Source organism: Lysinibacillus sp. FSL L8-0126 (genome assembly GCF_038630385.1).
Taxonomy (GTDB): domain Bacteria; phylum Bacillota; class Bacilli; order Bacillales_A; family Planococcaceae; genus Lysinibacillus; species Lysinibacillus fusiformis_D.
Genome location: NZ_CP152028.1, coordinates 1,868,762 through 1,883,856 on the forward strand (window position 1 = coordinate 1,868,762; position 15,095 = coordinate 1,883,856).

General features: G+C 37.5%; 17 protein-coding genes and 2 other annotated features (1 of these 19 cut by a window edge). Of the genes, 14 read left to right on the forward strand and 3 right to left on the reverse strand.

The window, feature by feature from the left end:
• Positions 1-83: a binding site (T-box leader), on the forward strand (it extends 179 nt beyond the left edge of the window).
• 58 nt (positions 84-141) lie between these two features.
• Positions 142-1,776, forward strand: a complete 1,635-nt coding sequence (gene metG / locus MHI34_RS09150; protein WP_342504361.1) for a methionine--tRNA ligase — start codon at positions 142-144, stop codon at positions 1,774-1,776.
• Positions 1,777-1,883: 107 nt separating this feature from the next.
• Here the strand turns inward: metG and MHI34_RS09155 are convergent, their stop codons facing one another.
• Positions 1,884-3,455: a 2-isopropylmalate synthase gene (locus MHI34_RS09155; protein WP_101966891.1), complete on the reverse strand. Its 1,572-nt coding sequence runs from the start codon at positions 3,453-3,455 to the stop codon at positions 1,884-1,886.
• Positions 3,456-3,541: 86 nt separating this feature from the next.
• Positions 3,542-3,780, reverse strand: a binding site (T-box leader).
• Positions 3,781-3,978: 198 nt separating this feature from the next.
• On the opposite strand from MHI34_RS09155, the gene MHI34_RS09160 reads away from it, so the two are divergent.
• From MHI34_RS09160 to MHI34_RS09170, 3 genes are all read left to right on the forward strand, one after another.
• The gene (locus tag MHI34_RS09160; RefSeq protein ID WP_342504362.1) at positions 3,979-4,731 is read left to right on the forward strand and encodes an HAD-IIB family hydrolase; all 753 of its coding nucleotides are present in this window, start codon (positions 3,979-3,981) and stop codon (positions 4,729-4,731) included.
• A gap of 91 nt (positions 4,732-4,822) precedes the next feature.
• Entirely contained in the window at positions 4,823-5,380 is a 558-nt protein-coding gene (locus tag MHI34_RS09165) for a helix-turn-helix domain-containing protein (protein WP_089933748.1), read from the forward strand.
• Positions 5,320-6,207, forward strand: coding sequence for an IS3 family transposase (locus MHI34_RS09170; RefSeq protein ID WP_230593949.1), 888 nt, complete (start codon positions 5,320-5,322; stop codon positions 6,205-6,207). Before MHI34_RS09165 ends, MHI34_RS09170 begins: the two co-directional genes overlap by 61 nt.
• A 60-nt stretch (positions 6,208-6,267) precedes the next feature.
• Here MHI34_RS09170 and MHI34_RS09175 read toward each other — a convergent pair whose 3' ends face one another.
• Positions 6,268-7,962: a methyl-accepting chemotaxis protein gene (locus MHI34_RS09175; RefSeq protein ID WP_036128588.1), complete on the reverse strand. Its 1,695-nt coding sequence runs from the start codon at positions 7,960-7,962 to the stop codon at positions 6,268-6,270.
• A gap of 311 nt (positions 7,963-8,273) precedes the next feature.
• Between MHI34_RS09175 and MHI34_RS09180 the strand changes: the two genes are divergently transcribed.
• The 4 genes from MHI34_RS09180 (at position 8,274) to MHI34_RS09195 (ending at position 10,997) form a co-directional block, all read left to right on the forward strand.
• Entirely contained in the window at positions 8,274-8,768 is a 495-nt protein-coding gene (locus MHI34_RS09180; protein WP_036128585.1) for a DUF1648 domain-containing protein, read from the forward strand.
• A 374-nt stretch (positions 8,769-9,142) separates the two neighbouring features.
• A complete protein-coding gene (locus MHI34_RS09185; protein ID WP_058843904.1) occupies positions 9,143-9,577 on the forward strand; it encodes a DUF1801 domain-containing protein in 435 nt (144 codons plus the stop codon).
• A complete protein-coding gene (locus MHI34_RS09190; RefSeq protein ID WP_036128583.1) occupies positions 9,578-9,955 on the forward strand; it encodes a VOC family protein in 378 nt (125 codons plus the stop codon).
• Positions 9,956-10,016: 61 nt separating this feature from the next.
• Entirely contained in the window at positions 10,017-10,997 is a 981-nt protein-coding gene (locus MHI34_RS09195) for a GNAT family N-acetyltransferase (protein ID WP_058843905.1), read from the forward strand.
• 48 nt (positions 10,998-11,045) lie between these two features.
• On the opposite strand, the gene MHI34_RS09200 is transcribed toward MHI34_RS09195, so the two are convergent.
• Positions 11,046-11,483: an Rrf2 family transcriptional regulator gene (locus MHI34_RS09200; RefSeq protein ID WP_036128579.1), complete on the reverse strand. Its 438-nt coding sequence runs from the start codon at positions 11,481-11,483 to the stop codon at positions 11,046-11,048.
• Between the two features lie 190 nt (positions 11,484-11,673).
• Here MHI34_RS09200 and hmpA point away from each other — a divergent pair, with 190 nt between their 5' ends.
• From hmpA to MHI34_RS09230, 6 genes are all read left to right on the forward strand, one after another.
• Positions 11,674-12,840 (forward strand): NO-inducible flavohemoprotein, encoded by a 1,167-nt coding sequence (gene hmpA / locus MHI34_RS09205; protein ID WP_036128577.1) that lies wholly within the window; start codon positions 11,674-11,676, stop codon positions 12,838-12,840.
• 229 nt (positions 12,841-13,069) lie between these two features.
• Positions 13,070-13,330: a metal-sensitive transcriptional regulator gene (locus MHI34_RS09210; protein WP_036128575.1), complete on the forward strand. Its 261-nt coding sequence runs from the start codon at positions 13,070-13,072 to the stop codon at positions 13,328-13,330.
• A gap of 42 nt (positions 13,331-13,372) precedes the next feature.
• The gene (locus MHI34_RS09215; protein ID WP_036128573.1) at positions 13,373-13,714 is read left to right on the forward strand and encodes a rhodanese-like domain-containing protein; all 342 of its coding nucleotides are present in this window, start codon (positions 13,373-13,375) and stop codon (positions 13,712-13,714) included.
• A gap of 11 nt (positions 13,715-13,725) precedes the next feature.
• Complete coding sequence (locus MHI34_RS09220) at positions 13,726-14,025, forward strand: rhodanese-like domain-containing protein (RefSeq protein WP_271911202.1); 300 nt, start codon at positions 13,726-13,728, stop codon at positions 14,023-14,025.
• 63 nt (positions 14,026-14,088) lie between these two features.
• The gene (locus MHI34_RS09225) at positions 14,089-14,637 is read left to right on the forward strand and encodes a sulfurtransferase TusA family protein (RefSeq protein WP_271911199.1); all 549 of its coding nucleotides are present in this window, start codon (positions 14,089-14,091) and stop codon (positions 14,635-14,637) included.
• A gap of 16 nt (positions 14,638-14,653) precedes the next feature.
• Positions 14,654-15,049 (forward strand): DsrE/DsrF/DrsH-like family protein, encoded by a 396-nt coding sequence (locus MHI34_RS09230; RefSeq protein ID WP_342504363.1) that lies wholly within the window; start codon positions 14,654-14,656, stop codon positions 15,047-15,049.
• The last annotated feature ends 46 nt before the right edge of the window (positions 15,050-15,095 follow it).

Sequence of the window (15,095 nt, forward strand, 5' to 3'; positions counted from 1 at the left end):
TTGAATGGAGACGTACTGATGGAGACAAATAGTGTGAGCTATTTGTAAATATAGGTGGTAACACGGGTATACTCGTCCTAATCAGATTTGATTAGGACGATTTTTTTTTTACCATTTTTTTAGTGAGGGGAGCAAACTAGAATGACAATTGTTATTGGAGGCGCTTGGCCATATGCAAATGGTTCTTTGCATTTAGGGCATGTTGCCGCACTATTACCAGGTGATATTTTGGCTAGATATTACCGACAAAAAGGTGAGCAGGTTTTATATGTATCAGGCAGTGATTGTAATGGTACACCTATTTCTATTCGTGCAGCACAAGAAAATACAACAACAGAGGCCATTGCCAATCACTATCATGCTGAATTTACGCAGTGCTTTCGTGATTTAGGATTTACCTATGATTTATACACTAGAACAGATGCAGAACACCATCATGAATCCGTAAAGGGCCTATTTTTACAGCTACTAGCTAACAATTTTTTATACAAAAAGAAAATTGAACAGGCTTACTGTGAGACAGATCAACAATTTCTACCCGATCGATTTGTTGAGGGAATTTGCCCAAATTGTGGTGCAAAGGCAAGGGGAGATCAATGTGATAACTGCTCAGAAATCTTAGACCCACTGGATTTAATAGATAAACGTTGCAAAATATGTGGCAATGAGCCTGTTATTCGTGAGACAGAGCATTTTTATTTTACCTTTAGTCAATTTCAAGGTAGATTGGAGTCTTATGTGGCAGAAGCGAAGGCCCATAAACGTTGGCGAGATAATGCTTTAGGTTTAACGGAGCGTTACTTGGCAGAAGGGGTTCCTGACCGAGCAGTAACAAGAGATTTACCAAACGGCATAGATGTCCCAGTGCCAGGCTTTGAAGGGAAAAAAATATATGTATGGATTGAAGCAGTAGCTGGTTATCTATCAGCAAGTCTAGAGTGGGCAAAAGAGCATCAAATAGCGATTGAAGATTTATGGAATGAAGAGACCATTTCGTATTATGTCCATGGGAAGGATAATATTCCTTTCCATACGGTTATTTGGCCAGCTATTTTAATGGGAATTGGGGCGCAAGCATTACCAACACATATCGTATCGAACGAATATTTAACATTAGAAAAACGAAAATTATTAACTAGTCAAAATTGGGCTGTGTGGGTTCCGTATATTTTAAGTCGTTATGACGCAGACGCCATTCGCTACTTCTTAACGATGAATGCGCCAGAAAACCGTGATACAGATTTTTCATGGCGAGAATTTATTTACAGTCATAATAGTGAATTACTCGGTGCCTATGGTAATTTTGTCAATCGTACATTGAAGTTTATTGAGAAATCCTTTGCCAGCCAGGTGCCACAGGCTGAAGTAGATAGCAATATTCGTAAACAAACCATTCAACTGTTTAATGAAGCGGGCAGGCTGATTGAAGGAGGGCATTTTAAACAAGCGTTAGAAGCCATTTTTGAGTATATTCGAGGGGCTAATCGCTATTTTGACGTACAACAGCCATGGCAACAAGTAAAAGAAAATGTGGAGGCTAGTAATCGTACACTAGCAACCTGTGTCTATATTATTGCTAATTTAGGACAGCTACTGCATCCTTTCTTACCATTTTCAGCAGAGAAGGTAAGGAATATGTTAGGCATACAGGAAATGATGTGGCATGAACAAGTAGAATTGCCTCAAATGATTCAAGCAGTAGCTCCTTTGTTTGAACGTCTTGACATTGAACGAATTGAAGAAGAGTATCAAAAATTAGTGAGGGACAGTCGTTAGATTTGAAAAAGCAGTATGACTCATATGATCTGACCCCAAAAAGATAGATTGATGTCTAATTTTTACGGGGTAGTTCACATACGTCATACTGCTTTTTTCAATTCAATTTAATTCATCACAGGTGTTAATTTTGCTACAACAATGCTATTGATAGCATTAATATAGGCTAAGGCACTTGCCTTTAGAATATCAGTATCAGCTGCTTTGGCAATATACTTTTCGCCATCATACTCAATCGTAATTTTCACCTTACCTAAAGCCTCTTTGCCTCGTGAAACACTATTGATATTGTATTCCACTAGTTTTATATCTATGTTTGTAATTTCTGCAATGGCTGAATATAAGGCATCGATTGGGCCAGAGCCTACTGCACTTGCTTTAAAGACTTCGCCGCCTTTACGAACTTTCACACTTGCAGAAGGGAAGCTAGTATTGCTGACGACTTGTAGATCGTCGATATCAAAGAATTGGTCACTATAATGTGTGGCATTTTTATTATTGGCATCATGTTTTTCATAATAGCTTTCCACAATAACGTATAAGTCGTGATCATATACTTCCTTTTTCGCATCCGCTAGCTTTAAGAAGCCTTCAAAAATGCCTTCAAATTCATCTGTAGAAAGATTAGTAAACCCTAATTTTTCAAGGGCATTTTTTACTGCATGGCGACCAGAGCGAGCTGTTAGTACTAGCTCCATATCATCAAGACCTACGTCTTCAGGGTGGACAATTTCATAAGCATCACGAGATTTTAGCAAACCATCCTGATGAATACCAGAAGAATGCGCAAACGCATTATCTCCCGTAATAGCTTTATTGACCTGGACATCTAGACCCATAAAGCTAGAAACAAGGCGTGAAGTATTCATAATCTCTTTTGTATTGATACGTGTCTCAGCGTTGTAGACGGAGCTACGAGTTTTTAGCGCCATGACAACTTCCTCTAATGCAGCATTACCTGCACGTTCACCGATACCATTGATTGTACATTCCACTTTATCCGCCCCATTTTTAATGGCAGCAAGTGTATTAGCCGTTGCCATCCCTAGGTCATTGTGACAATGAACGCTTAGAAGAACGCTATCGTTTAAATTTTTCATACGGTCATTTAATTTAAAAATCATCTCTCCAAATTCTTCTGGTTCTGCAAAGCCAACCGTATCAGGAACATTAATCATAGTTGCGCCAGCTTTCATAACAGCTTCGATTGTTTTCCAAAGATATTCAAAATCTGAACGAGACGCATCCTCTGTGGAATATTGAACTTGCGGCAATAATGATTTAGCGTACTTCACAGCATCTACACCAATTTGTAGAATTTGATCCTTTGATTTGCTGAATTTTTTCTCCACATGAATGTCGGATGTTCCAAGTACCATGTGAATCATTGGATTTTCTGCATATTTTACAGCGTTATAGACGGCATCAATATCTGCCTTCACTGCACGTGCTAATGCTGTAATCATGATGTCGTTCGTGTTGCCGACCTTTTCAGCTACGGCCCTGACAGCATCAAAATCACCTTGTGATGAAGCGGGGAATCCAGCTTCGATAATATCGACTCCTAGTTTTTTCAGTTGCTGTGCAATCTCTACTTTTTCATATAGATTTAGCTTTGCACCAGGCACTTGCTCGCCATCACGTAAAGTTGTATCAAACACCCAAATTTTTCTTCCCATTCTCAAACACTCCTTTTGTCGTAATTAGTATCTAAAATCTACACGTAGGCCAAAGTCATTAAAAAAAAAACCCATCTCTATATAAAAATAGAGACGAGTTTATGCTCGCGGTACCACTCTAATTGACCTTCTCATTACAGAAAAAGTCCACTTATCGACAGCTATCACTGTCTATCCTGTTAACGGGGGAAACCGACATCCCTTACTACTATGTTCAGGGAGTAGCTCATGGACGAGTTCAAAATGTGTGTCTACCGATTTACACCAACCATCGGCTCTCTACAAGTACACAATCACTTTTACTATTTCCAATCTTGGCCTGCAATGTGTTGTTGAAAGCAATAATACTTGGATATTAACTTCCTGTCAATAATATTCTAAAAATTTTTTTAATTCTGTCTTAAACGATGTGTATCTTATTAATCATTTGATATTTAGTGAAATGTATAGGAAACCACTAAAAATAGTAATTTCTGTGAGATAATAATGGAGTAATTGAACACCATGAAAGGAAGGAAACACCATGAAATTTGTCTTTGATTTAGATGGGACTATTTGTTTTAAAGGGAAACCGTTAAGTGAAGGAATCATCAATGCTTTAGAAGCATGTAGACGGCATGGACATGAAGTGATGTTTGCCTCTGCAAGACCAATACGTGATCTATTACCGGTATTACCAGAATCAATGAGAGCATATCCAATGGTAGGTGGTAACGGGGCATTTGTTGCTCGTGATGGAGAAACAATTGAGGTGACAGCTTTTGCTTCAAAAATAGTGGAGGGTATTCGGCAGATTATTAACGCTTTTCAATTACCATATCTAGTAGATAGTCATTGGGATTATGCTTATACAGGAAGTGAGGATCATCCAATTTATCGAAATCTAGATCCTTTAAAAGCGGCAAAAAAAGTAGCATTGCAGGATATTCATGACATTGTAAAGGTAGTGTTATTTCCAGGGGAACAGCGAGAAGCTGTATTGTCTGAACTACAAAAGCTTCCGGTGAGTCTGTATGAGCATGCTTCAGAAAATATTGTGGATATAAGTCCTAATGGTATTGATAAATGGAACGGCTTATCTAAATTGGGTGTTGCTGCAGGGGAGTTTATTGCATTTGGAAATGATGCAAATGATGCTTCTATGTTTTTGAAGGCGAAGGAAAGTGTCTGTGTAGGAGAGCACCAGGTACGTGAAATGGCTACATTACAAGTTCCTAGCGAGGAAGCTGCCGTCATTGAAATGCTTCTTATGCTAAGTGTAAAGTACAGTACATAGAAATATATAACTAAAAAACTGCTCATTTTCTAGAGGCAATAAGGTGCTGCACCCCAAAAGTTAGAGTAAAAAACTTTTGGGGTGTTTTTTTATGGCAAAATATAGCGATGAATTTAAGTTAAAGGTTGTGAAAGAGTATTTAACAGGAAAAATAGGTCTTAAACGATTAGCTAAAAAATATTCCATTCCATCTACTACAGCAATTAGAACATGGGTAGCTGCCTACAAAGCATATGGGAATAATGGTATTAAACGAAAAAGAAGTAAGGAAGTCTATTCTGTTCAATTTAAAGTAGATGTATTACACTTTATGAAACAAACAGGTGCTTCCTATCAAGAGACAGCGATTCAATTTAAGATGAACAATCCACGTTTAATCGCTAAATGGAACCAAAAATTTCTGGAAGAAGGGATAGAGGGCCTGCAAGAAAAAGCAAAGGGGCGCCCATCTATGTCGAAAAAATCAAAACCAACTAAACAAGAAAAAGAAATGTCACGTGAGGAGCAGTTAGAACGTGAAAATGAACTGCTTCGTCTAGAGGTGGCATACTTAAAAAAGTTGAAGGCTTTTCGAGAGAACCCGGAAGCATTCCTCGGAAAGCACAAGCAGTCATTGCCTTTGAACTCAAAGAAGAAGGATTCCGATTAAAAGACATTTTAATGCGTGTAGATATTCCAGAAGCTACGTATCATTATCACATCAAGCAACTGCATCAGGAAGATCCAGATAAGGGATGGCAAACATTGATTTTAGAGACGTTTAAGAAACATGAAGGACGATATGGCTATCGTCGTATACATACGGAGTTAAAAGCGCAAGGCTACATCATTAATCACAAAAAAGTACAGCGCATTATGCAGGAATTAGATTTGAAATGTGAGAAATTCGTCCGCAAGTCGCGCTATAAATCGTATAAAGGTACGGTTGGAAAAGTGGCGAAAAATCGTTTAAATCGCCGTTTCTATACGCATTACGCCGTACAAAAAGTGGTGACAGACGTAACTGAATTCAAATGTACAGATGATGAAAAACTATATCTGAGCCCAATTATGGACTTATATAACGGAGAGGTTATTGGGTTCAGTATGTCTAAACGGCCTACAATGGATTTTGTGCTGGACTCATTGAAACAAGCCCTTCCAGTCATTCGAGAACGTGCAGAATATCGAACAACAATCCATTCAGATCAAGGCTGGCACTATCAACATAATAAATGGGTGAAAACATTAAAGCAGAACAAGATTTTCCAAAGCATGTCTCGCAAAGCAACGTGTGCAGACAATGCAGCAATGGAAAACTTCTTTGGCTTACTCAAACAAGAAATGTATTACGGGGAAGAATTAGTCTCATATGACGTGTTAAAAAAGAAAATTGAAAAATATATCCACTACTATAACAACGAACGTATTAAACAAAAATTGGCCGGCATGAGTCCGGTAAAATACCGAACTCATGCCAGCCAATTAGCTGCATAAATAAAAACTCTAACTTTAAGGGGTCACTACCTAAACCTTCAGAAAATGAGCAGTTTTTATTTAATCTAATTTAAAACGAGAAACTTGCGTGTGAAGCTCTTCTGCCATATTTGAAAGGGTAGCTGCTGAAGCTGCCACTTCTTCAATAGTAGCCAATTGTTCTTCTGAGGCAGAAGCGACATTTTGTAAATTAGATGAGGACATTTGTGCAATCGTTGCTATTTCATCAAAGGAAGCATAAATTTGCTCTGCACTAGATGACATCTCCTCCGACACGGTTGTAGCTTCTTGGATTTGCATGGAAACTTGTTCAATAAGCTCGACAATTTTAGAGAAGCCTTCTTCTGCTACTTTTACAACTTTCATACCAATTTGAACCTCTTGCGTACCGGTATCCATCACGGTCACAGCACGATTTGTATCTTGCTGAATTTCAGAAATTAAAGTAGCAATTTGCTCCGCGGATTTTTTCGATTGCTCTGCTAACTTTTTCACTTCATCAGCAACAACGGCAAAACCACGCCCATGATCGCCTGCACGAGCCGCTTCAATTGCAGCATTAAGTGCTAATAAATTTGTTTGTTCAGCAATATCCGTAATAATCCCAATAATATTGCCAATTTCAATAGAATGTTCATCTAAATTTTTCACAACACTTGCCGACTCTAAGACGGCTGTATTAATTGTTGTCATCTGAGAAATGACACGATGTAATGAATCATTGCCTTTCTTAGCTTCTGAATTCGTTTCGATTGCCAGTTCAGAAACCGCAGCCGTCGTAGAAGCTAATTGCTGTATGCCCTTTGTCATATTTTTCATCGCTTCAGAGCTTTCTGAGGCATTTTTTCCTTGGGCTTCAGAGCCACTAGCAACCTCTTGAATAGAAGAAGTGATTTGTTCTGTAGCCTGTATAGTTTGGTCTGCACTTGCTGTTAACTCAGCAGCAGAGCCACTAACTTGCACTGTGTTTTGACGGACATTTGTAATTAAATCCTTTAAATTTGCAGCCATTTGATTAAAGGCAAGGGCTAAGTCACCCACCTCATCACGGTTTTTAATACGAATTTGTTCGGCTGTTAAGTCGCCTTCCGCTATTTTTTTAGCAGCTTTAGCCATGCCATTAATAGGGCGGGACATTAGGCTTCCTACAACCATTGCAATTATCAGACTTATGACAACAGCAAAGACCCCAAGTAGAAGCATTTGGAGTTTAATATCTTGAATTTGTTTTGATGTAGCAGCCATTTTTTTATCAATATAGTCACTTTGATAATTTGAAAGGTTTTCAACGCGTTCATCAAACTGTTTAATGATTAGGCGTCCTTGAGTACTATCAAGTTTTTCATACTTTTCAGTTTCTCCTTCAGCCTTTAACGCAAACATACGGTCAGCGAATTGTTGGACACTTTGCTCACTTTTGTTAATAGCCTCTAAGAATTTTATTGATTCATCAGAATCTAAAGTAGCCATCAACTCTTCAGATTTTTGCTTAAATTCCTCGCGAGAGTCCTGATTGCTTTGATAATTTTGCTTGTCTCCAAGCAGTAAATAGCCACGCATACTAACAATTTCTTGTTTTGCAATAACTCGTAATTCCTGAATACTGATTGATTTAGTTGTTTGTTCCTCCAGTAATGTACGATAGGTCTTATTTACAGAATCTAGCTGTTTTATATTTAAACCAATTGTCGTAACAAGCACTAAAATCACTATAAAAAAACCGAGTAATAATTTCTTGTAGATAGTAAATCGCATAGTTGAAATGTCCTTTCTCAGTAATTAGTAGAAATGTTACAAAATAATGAAATATGTATATATATCATTTATATCAGATTATACGGATTTTACAAAGTATTATGAGTATTTTTACTGTAATTAATAGTTTGAAGATAATATCAATTTATATGTGATGTGATAAAAAAAGGATATTTTATAGATAAAATATTAATAATAATAGAGATGGTTAATGATATCTATTGAATATTAAGCCAATTTTCATAAATTTTGAAACTTTATTTATAGTAGTTACGTAGAAGGAGTAATGGAAATGAATAGGGGTGAAGGAAATGTATAGACCAATTTTAAAATTACCCAAAACAAAATCAGAGAAAATATGGAATTATATTGGCGGAGGTATATTTGTTGTATCCATCATCTATATTATATTTGCATGGTTCGAATTACCTAATGAAATTCCTGCGCACTTTAATGGTGTAGGCGAGGTAGATCGATGGGGCTCAAAAGTAGAGTTATTTATTCTTCCATTCATTGGTTTATTTTTATGGATTGTCATGGGACTACTAGAAAGGGCCCCACATATGCATAACTATCCAGCACGCTTGAATGAAAACAATGTAGAGGCATTCTATTTAAATAGCAGAAAAATACTAAATGAAGTGAAAAACCTCTGTCTTATTTTCTTCGCATTTATATCATTCCAAATGGTTCGTATTGGTCTTGGTGAAACAAATTCGTTAGGTTGGTGGGTCTTACCTGTCATCCTATTAGGAACTGCTATTCCGATTATTAAAGGGATAATTGCGACTGCCAAAATAAAATAATAGGTAATAACGTAAACGCTTGAAATTTTTCAGGCGTTTATTTTTTATACCCAAGTTTTCAATAATTCAGTATACTAACAAAACTAAGATGAAAATGTATCAGTACATTATTAGCGGCCAAAAAGGAGATAAAGGTACAGTAAAATGGTGTTAAAGCTAGGCAAAAGGAATTTAAACTGAAGGCTGAATTAGCAGTTGTTATAATCAATAAACCTCGTGATTTGTTAGTTAGAAGTTCTGGTAAAGCACCATTTAATCGAATTATTTCATTTGTGTTCTCTAGTGATGAGATGGTAAATTATTTACAAAAAGTGTTAAAGAGGACTACGCTAGGAGTGAAGGTAGTAAACTACATGATAAAAGTGAGGCAAAATATGAAAAATGTATATATGGAGCAAGTCGAAGAAAAATGGCGTGATGCTTTTAGTGAGCTTGTTGCTGTCGTAGAAACGAATGTACCAGATGGATTTGAACAAACAATGCAATATGGAATGGTCAGTTATGTGGTACCATTAACATCCTATCCTGAGGGTTACCATGTGACACCGAATACGCCATTACCTTTTATTAGCCTAGCTGTACAGAAGCGTCATATTGCACTCTACCACATGGGTATTTATGCAGATCCAGCATTGCTTTCTTGGTTCCAAGAGGAGTATGCAAAGCGAGTGCCCACAAAATTAAATATGGGGAAAAGCTGTATTCGATTTACAAATGCAAAAAATATTCCATTTGATTTAATCGGTGAGCTTGTGTCAAAAATAACCCCTACGCAATGGATTTCACATTATGAAGGAGTGAAAAAATAGATGAAAAGCGCGACTCCATTTTTAATGTTTCAAGGGCAGGCCAATGAGGCAATTGAACAATATAAGCAGTGGTTTCCAGATTTAGAAGTTGTTAGCTTAGCGTATATGGATAATTCACAACAGGTAGCAATGGCAGTCCTCCATTTAAAGGGATTAAAATTGCTGGTGAATGATAGTGCCATTCAACACGAGTTTACGTTTACTCCATCAACATCAGTCTTTATAGAGTGTGATTCGGAGGAGGAAATAAACCGTTTTGTTGCCCAAATGCTAGAAGGCGGCCAAGCATTAATGCCACTTAATCATTATGGTTTTTCTAAACAGTTTGCATGGATTCAAGATCGTTTTGGCATGTCCTGGCAATTATCGTATGATTGATGAATTAGGAATATAAATAATGAAAAGAAAACAAAAAATAGTAGTAAAAGGGGAATTGAGGATGGCGGTAACTTTAGTGAAGCATGATATTAAATATGCTGAGGCGATGCATGAGTTATCTTCTATGCCGCAGGTGCGAGATGCCCTCGGGTTACCTGCTGGTAAGGTAGAAGATACCATTAATTTTATCAAACGTGAATGTGTGGACGAGGAAGAGGGGAAGACGGTTCCTCGTGTAGTTTTGAATGAGGAAGGGCAACTGATTGGTGTAACATCCCTAATGTTTATAGATCATGATAAAAAGAGCTGTCATATTGGCTCTTGGCTAGGTCACCAATTTTGGGGGAAAGACTATAATCTTGAAGCCAAAACAGCTATCTTAGACATTGCATTTTTCGAGCTAGGACTAGCACGGGTTTTTGCTGGGGCTCGGAAGGTAAATATCCGATCACAAAAAGCACAAGAAAAACTGCCTTTTATTCGATTAGGTGTGGAAAGTAAATATCCAGAGGAGCATTCATGGTTGGAGGTGAAGGAAAAACAACCGTGTGTGTTAAATGTCTTTGAACGTGAAGATTTTGTCCGTTATCGAATATCCCTACAGAAGGTAGATGGCAATCGTGAAGATTTTTTACCACAATTAATGCTAGCTGATGAAAGTGAAATGGTAGTTCGAGAATACTTAGATAAAGGCACTTTATTTGAAATTAAGTGTGGGGAGCTGCTGGTGGGGGTGGCGTTAGTCATTGCGCAATCTGATACAACGATCGAGTTGAAGAATATTGCTATTGTGCCAAAGTACCAAGGGAAGGGAATGGGCAAAGAGGTATTACGACAACTCACTGAAATATGCCAGAAGGAAGGCTATCAAACAGTGCTTGTTGGAACAGCCAACTCAAGTATTGATAATATTGCCTTTTATCAAAAAGCAGGCTTTCGCATGGAGGCTATTGAAAAAGATTTCTTCCGCCATTATCCAGAGCCTATTTATGAAAACGGCATTCGCGCATTAGATATGATTTTCTTTTCAAAGGCATTATAAGTATCTTCATAAAGAAATACCCGTTCAACAAAGGTTGAGCGGGTATTTTTATTTCCCAAGCAGAAGAGCCATTAACTTTTCTTTGGAATGTAAGAAATCGTCTAATGTATAGCGATCTAATACGTTCAAATAGGCTTGTAAAGCTTCATACAGAACACCTTTCAGCTGACATTCTGGGGCTATTTTACATAGATTATTTTCTTTATCGAAACATTCTACAAGATGAAAATCTTCTTCTGTATGACGAACAATTTCACCGATAGTAATGGTTTTTGGATCGATGGCTAAGCGAATGCCACCACCACGTCCACGAATCGTTTCGATATACCCTAATAATCCAAGCTGATGTGTCACCTTCATTAAATGGTTTTTCGATATATTATAAGCATCTGAAATCTCTTGAATAGTTGATAATTGACCATCTTCCTTCGCACCTAGATAAATAAGAGTACGCAGAGAGTAGTCTGTGTATAAAGTTAAGCGCATCAGAACACCCTACTTTCTATAATTCAAAATAATTATAGCATTTTTACATTGAAGTATAATATTTTCAAACCATTTTTAAAGATGTATTTAAAATACATTAATTATGTCCATTTTGTTAAAGATGTATTTAAAATATTGCTTTAAGAAAATGAAAGGGTTATATTGTAATCACGAAAGGATGGTAAGCGATATGTTAAAACAAGAAACAATTCAAATTATTAAAGCAACAGTACCTGTATTAGAAGTTCACGGTGTTGAGATCACGAAGACGTTTTACAAAAATATGTTTCAAGCTCATCCAGAATTATTAAATATTTTTAATCACACGAACCAAGAACAAGGTCGTCAGCAAACAGCATTAGCTAACACTGTTTATGCTGCTGCAGTTCATATTGAAAATTTAGAAGCAATTTTACCAGCAGTAATGCTTATAGCACATAAACACCGTAGTTTAGGTATTTTACCTGAACATTACCCAATCGTTGGGGAAAACTTATTAAAAGCTATTAAGGAAGTACTTGGTGACGCAGCAACCGATGACATTATTAATGCATGGGCTGAGGCATATGGCGTTATAGCAGATATTTTCATTCAAGTAGAAGAAGAGTTATACCAGAAAACTGAGAATAACGGTGGATGGCGTTTATTTAAACCATTAAAAGTGGCGAAGAAAGTTGTTGAAAGTGACTTAGTTACATCCGTTTACTTTGTGAATGAAGATGGCTCACCACTGCCAGCTTATGAACCAGGTCAATATATTAGCATCCGTGTGAAAGTGCCAGGCGAAGAGTATTTGATGAACCGTCAATACACACTTTCACAAGCGAATGCAGAAGACGGCTATCGTATTTCTGTAAAACGAGAAAGCGATCATACGCCAAATGGTAAAGTTTCAAACTATATTCATGATGACTTACAAGTAGGAGATTTAGTTGATGTAAGTGCTCCAGCTGGGTTATTTGTTTTAGAAGAAACGGCTGCACCAATTACATTTGTAAGTGGTGGTATCGGTGTAACACCTTTAAACAGTATGTTGCAATCTTTACATGATGATGCAGTGAATGAAGTAAACTTTATCCAATGTGCTCGTAATGAGAAAGTTGTAGCGTTCAGCGATGACATTCAGGAGAAAGTAAAGGTACTACCGAATGCATCCTATACAGCTTTATTCTCTGAAGAAGATAAGCTTATTACAAAAGAGTTATTAGCAGAAAAAGTTGCTAATAATGCAGATGTTTATGTATGTGGGCCTGTAGGCTTTATGGAAGCTGTTATTAAAAACTTACAGGAAATTGGCGTGAAAGATGAAAAAATTCACTATGAATTCTTCGGACCAGCCATGCAATTAGCTAAATAATATAATGTGTAGGTCCCTGTTATGAGTTACAACTCGTAACAGGGATTTTTTGCGGACAATCCTGAGAGATGGATTAAATCTGAAACGAGATGAGTGAAGCGGTATGACGGAAAGAGCGAAACTATGAAAAAAAGTAGGGACTTTCCCGTTGACAATATACCTTATGGGGTATATTATAAATCACGTAAGCAAGTTCAATCAATCGTTATGGAGGGGGGGCGCAAACAGCATGGCTTATGGTTCTAACACAGCAAATCGTGTGAAACGTATGGAAGGCCAATTACGGGGTATTTTACGTATGATGGAAGACGGTCAAAACTGTAAGGATGTGATAACGCAGCTATCTGCCGTACGTTCCGCGGTTGATAAGACGATAGGTGTTATTGTTAGTGAAAATTTATTGGATTGTGTATCAACAGCTAAAGGTGATGCAGAAAAAGTGAATTTCGCTATTCAAGAGGCAATGGATTTAGTTGTGAAAAGTCGATAGTTTTGATATACCCCAAAATGTATAAAGAAGGAGAGTGATCACATGGAAACATGGATTGTTATTGCGCTTATCGCAGCGTTTTTCATTTGGCGAATGAAGCCTACTAAAGGTATTCATTCAATTTCTGCTGCACAATTAAAAAATATGCTTAATGATAAAGATAAGGTATTTATTGATGTGCGTACACCAGCTGAGTATAAGGGACGTAACATTCCGCAATTTAAAAATGTTCCGCTTGGATCAAGCTTTGACAAACTACCAAAGGACAAAGAAATTATTGTCATTTGTCAAAGTGGAATGCGAAGTAGCCAGGCTTGTAAGAAACTAAAAAAACAAGGCTTTAAGCATGTTACCAATGTTCGTGGCGGAATGAGTGCATACTAGGAGGAGGAAAAATGAAGGAAATTACAGCAAAAGAAGTTCAACAAGCAATGGAGCAGGGAAGCAAGTTGAATCTTATTGATGTACGAGAGGTAAATGAGGTAGAGACTGGTCATATTCCAGGTGTTATTCATATCCCGCTCGGATTATTAGAGTTTCGACTACATGAATTAAATAAGAATGAGCCGTATATTATGGTTTGTCGATCAGGTGGACGTAGTGGTCGTGCTACTCAAATACTAGAAAGTAATGGCTTTATTGTATCCAACATGGCTGGTGGTATGCTTGCTTGGGAAGGCGCAGTAAAAATATAGAGCATAGCTATATTTTTTTAGTAAAAATAATACCCATGTAGGTATATGGAGGTTGTTAGGTGTATGAAGTCTGATTTTCAGCTAGATGCTAAAGGACTATCTTGTCCAATGCCGATAGTGAAAACGAAGAAGGTGATGGCTGATTTACTGGATGGTCAAATTTTAGAAGTTTCTGCGACAGATAAAGGATCAAAAGCGGATATTGCTGCATGGGCTGAAACGGTCGGTCATCAATACATTGGTACGTTAGAGGCAGACGGTGTGCTAAAGCATTATATTCGCAAATGTACAAATGAACAAATAGTAGAGATGACATTTGGTCAAATAATTGATCTAGAGCAGATTACCAATCGTGAGGGATTGATTCTTGATGTACGTGAGGAGACAGAATTCGCTTTTGGACATATTGAGGGAGCAAAATCTATTCCGATGGGTGAACTAATGGCACGACTTACGGAGCTTGATAAAGAGCAGGAGATTTATGTCATCTGTCGTACAGGAACACGCAGTGATATGGCTGCACAAAAGCTCGCTTCACATGGTTTTACAAAGGTATTTAATGTCTTGCCGGGGATGACATCCTGGACGGGCAATTTAACAAAAAGCATTTAATTAGGAGGAATTTAAGATGTCAAACAAGGTAGCAATCATTGCAAGTAATGGTGGTTTATTTGATGCATATAAAGTGTTTAATATCGCAACGGCTGCGGCAGCTTCAGAGAAGGAAGTAGCCATCTTCTTTACGTTTGAAGGGCTGAATCTCATTCATAAACAAGGGATGCATGTACTATCGATGCCTGCTGGCGCGGAGCATTATGCAAAAGGTTTTTCAAAAGCAAATGTACCAGCCATCCCACAACTGGTGGAAATGGCACAAGAACTAGGGGTGAAATTTATTGCTTGTCAAATGACTATGGATGTCATGGGTTTATCAACAGATGATTTTATTGACGGTATTGAAGTAGGTGGAGCTGTAACTTTCCTTGAGTTTGCCAAAGATGCAGCGCCATCACTAACTTTCTAGTAATTTGTTCTTGAGAGTGGAGAGTGACTATAGCTCTCCGCTATAA

Coding starts and splice junctions, on each gene's coding strand:
- MHI34_RS09190 (WP_036128583.1), top strand. CDS start 9,578: ATGAAAAGCGCGACTCCATTTTTAATGTTTCAAGGGCAGGCCAATGAG.
- MHI34_RS09215 (WP_036128573.1), top strand. CDS start 13,373: ATGGAAACATGGATTGTTATTGCGCTTATCGCAGCGTTTTTCATTTGG.
- MHI34_RS09155 (WP_101966891.1), bottom strand. CDS start 3,455: ATGGGAAGAAAAATTTGGGTGTTTGATACAACTTTACGTGATGGCGAG.
- MHI34_RS09180 (WP_036128585.1), top strand. CDS start 8,274: ATGTATAGACCAATTTTAAAATTACCCAAAACAAAATCAGAGAAAATA.
- MHI34_RS09210 (WP_036128575.1), top strand. CDS start 13,070: ATGGCTTATGGTTCTAACACAGCAAATCGTGTGAAACGTATGGAAGGC.
- hmpA (WP_036128577.1), top strand. CDS start 11,674: ATGTTAAAACAAGAAACAATTCAAATTATTAAAGCAACAGTACCTGTA.
- MHI34_RS09175 (WP_036128588.1), bottom strand. CDS start 7,962: ATGCGATTTACTATCTACAAGAAATTATTACTCGGTTTTTTTATAGTG.
- MHI34_RS09195 (WP_058843905.1), top strand. CDS start 10,017: ATGGCGGTAACTTTAGTGAAGCATGATATTAAATATGCTGAGGCGATG.
- metG (WP_342504361.1), top strand. CDS start 142: ATGACAATTGTTATTGGAGGCGCTTGGCCATATGCAAATGGTTCTTTG.
- MHI34_RS09160 (WP_342504362.1), top strand. CDS start 3,979: ATGAAATTTGTCTTTGATTTAGATGGGACTATTTGTTTTAAAGGGAAA.
- MHI34_RS09230 (WP_342504363.1), top strand. CDS start 14,654: ATGTCAAACAAGGTAGCAATCATTGCAAGTAATGGTGGTTTATTTGAT.
- MHI34_RS09200 (WP_036128579.1), bottom strand. CDS start 11,483: ATGCGCTTAACTTTATACACAGACTACTCTCTGCGTACTCTTATTTAT.
- MHI34_RS09225 (WP_271911199.1), top strand. CDS start 14,089: ATGAAGTCTGATTTTCAGCTAGATGCTAAAGGACTATCTTGTCCAATG.
- MHI34_RS09185 (WP_058843904.1), top strand. CDS start 9,143: ATGAAAAATGTATATATGGAGCAAGTCGAAGAAAAATGGCGTGATGCT.
- MHI34_RS09220 (WP_271911202.1), top strand. CDS start 13,726: ATGAAGGAAATTACAGCAAAAGAAGTTCAACAAGCAATGGAGCAGGGA.
- MHI34_RS09165 (WP_089933748.1), top strand. CDS start 4,823: ATGGCAAAATATAGCGATGAATTTAAGTTAAAGGTTGTGAAAGAGTAT.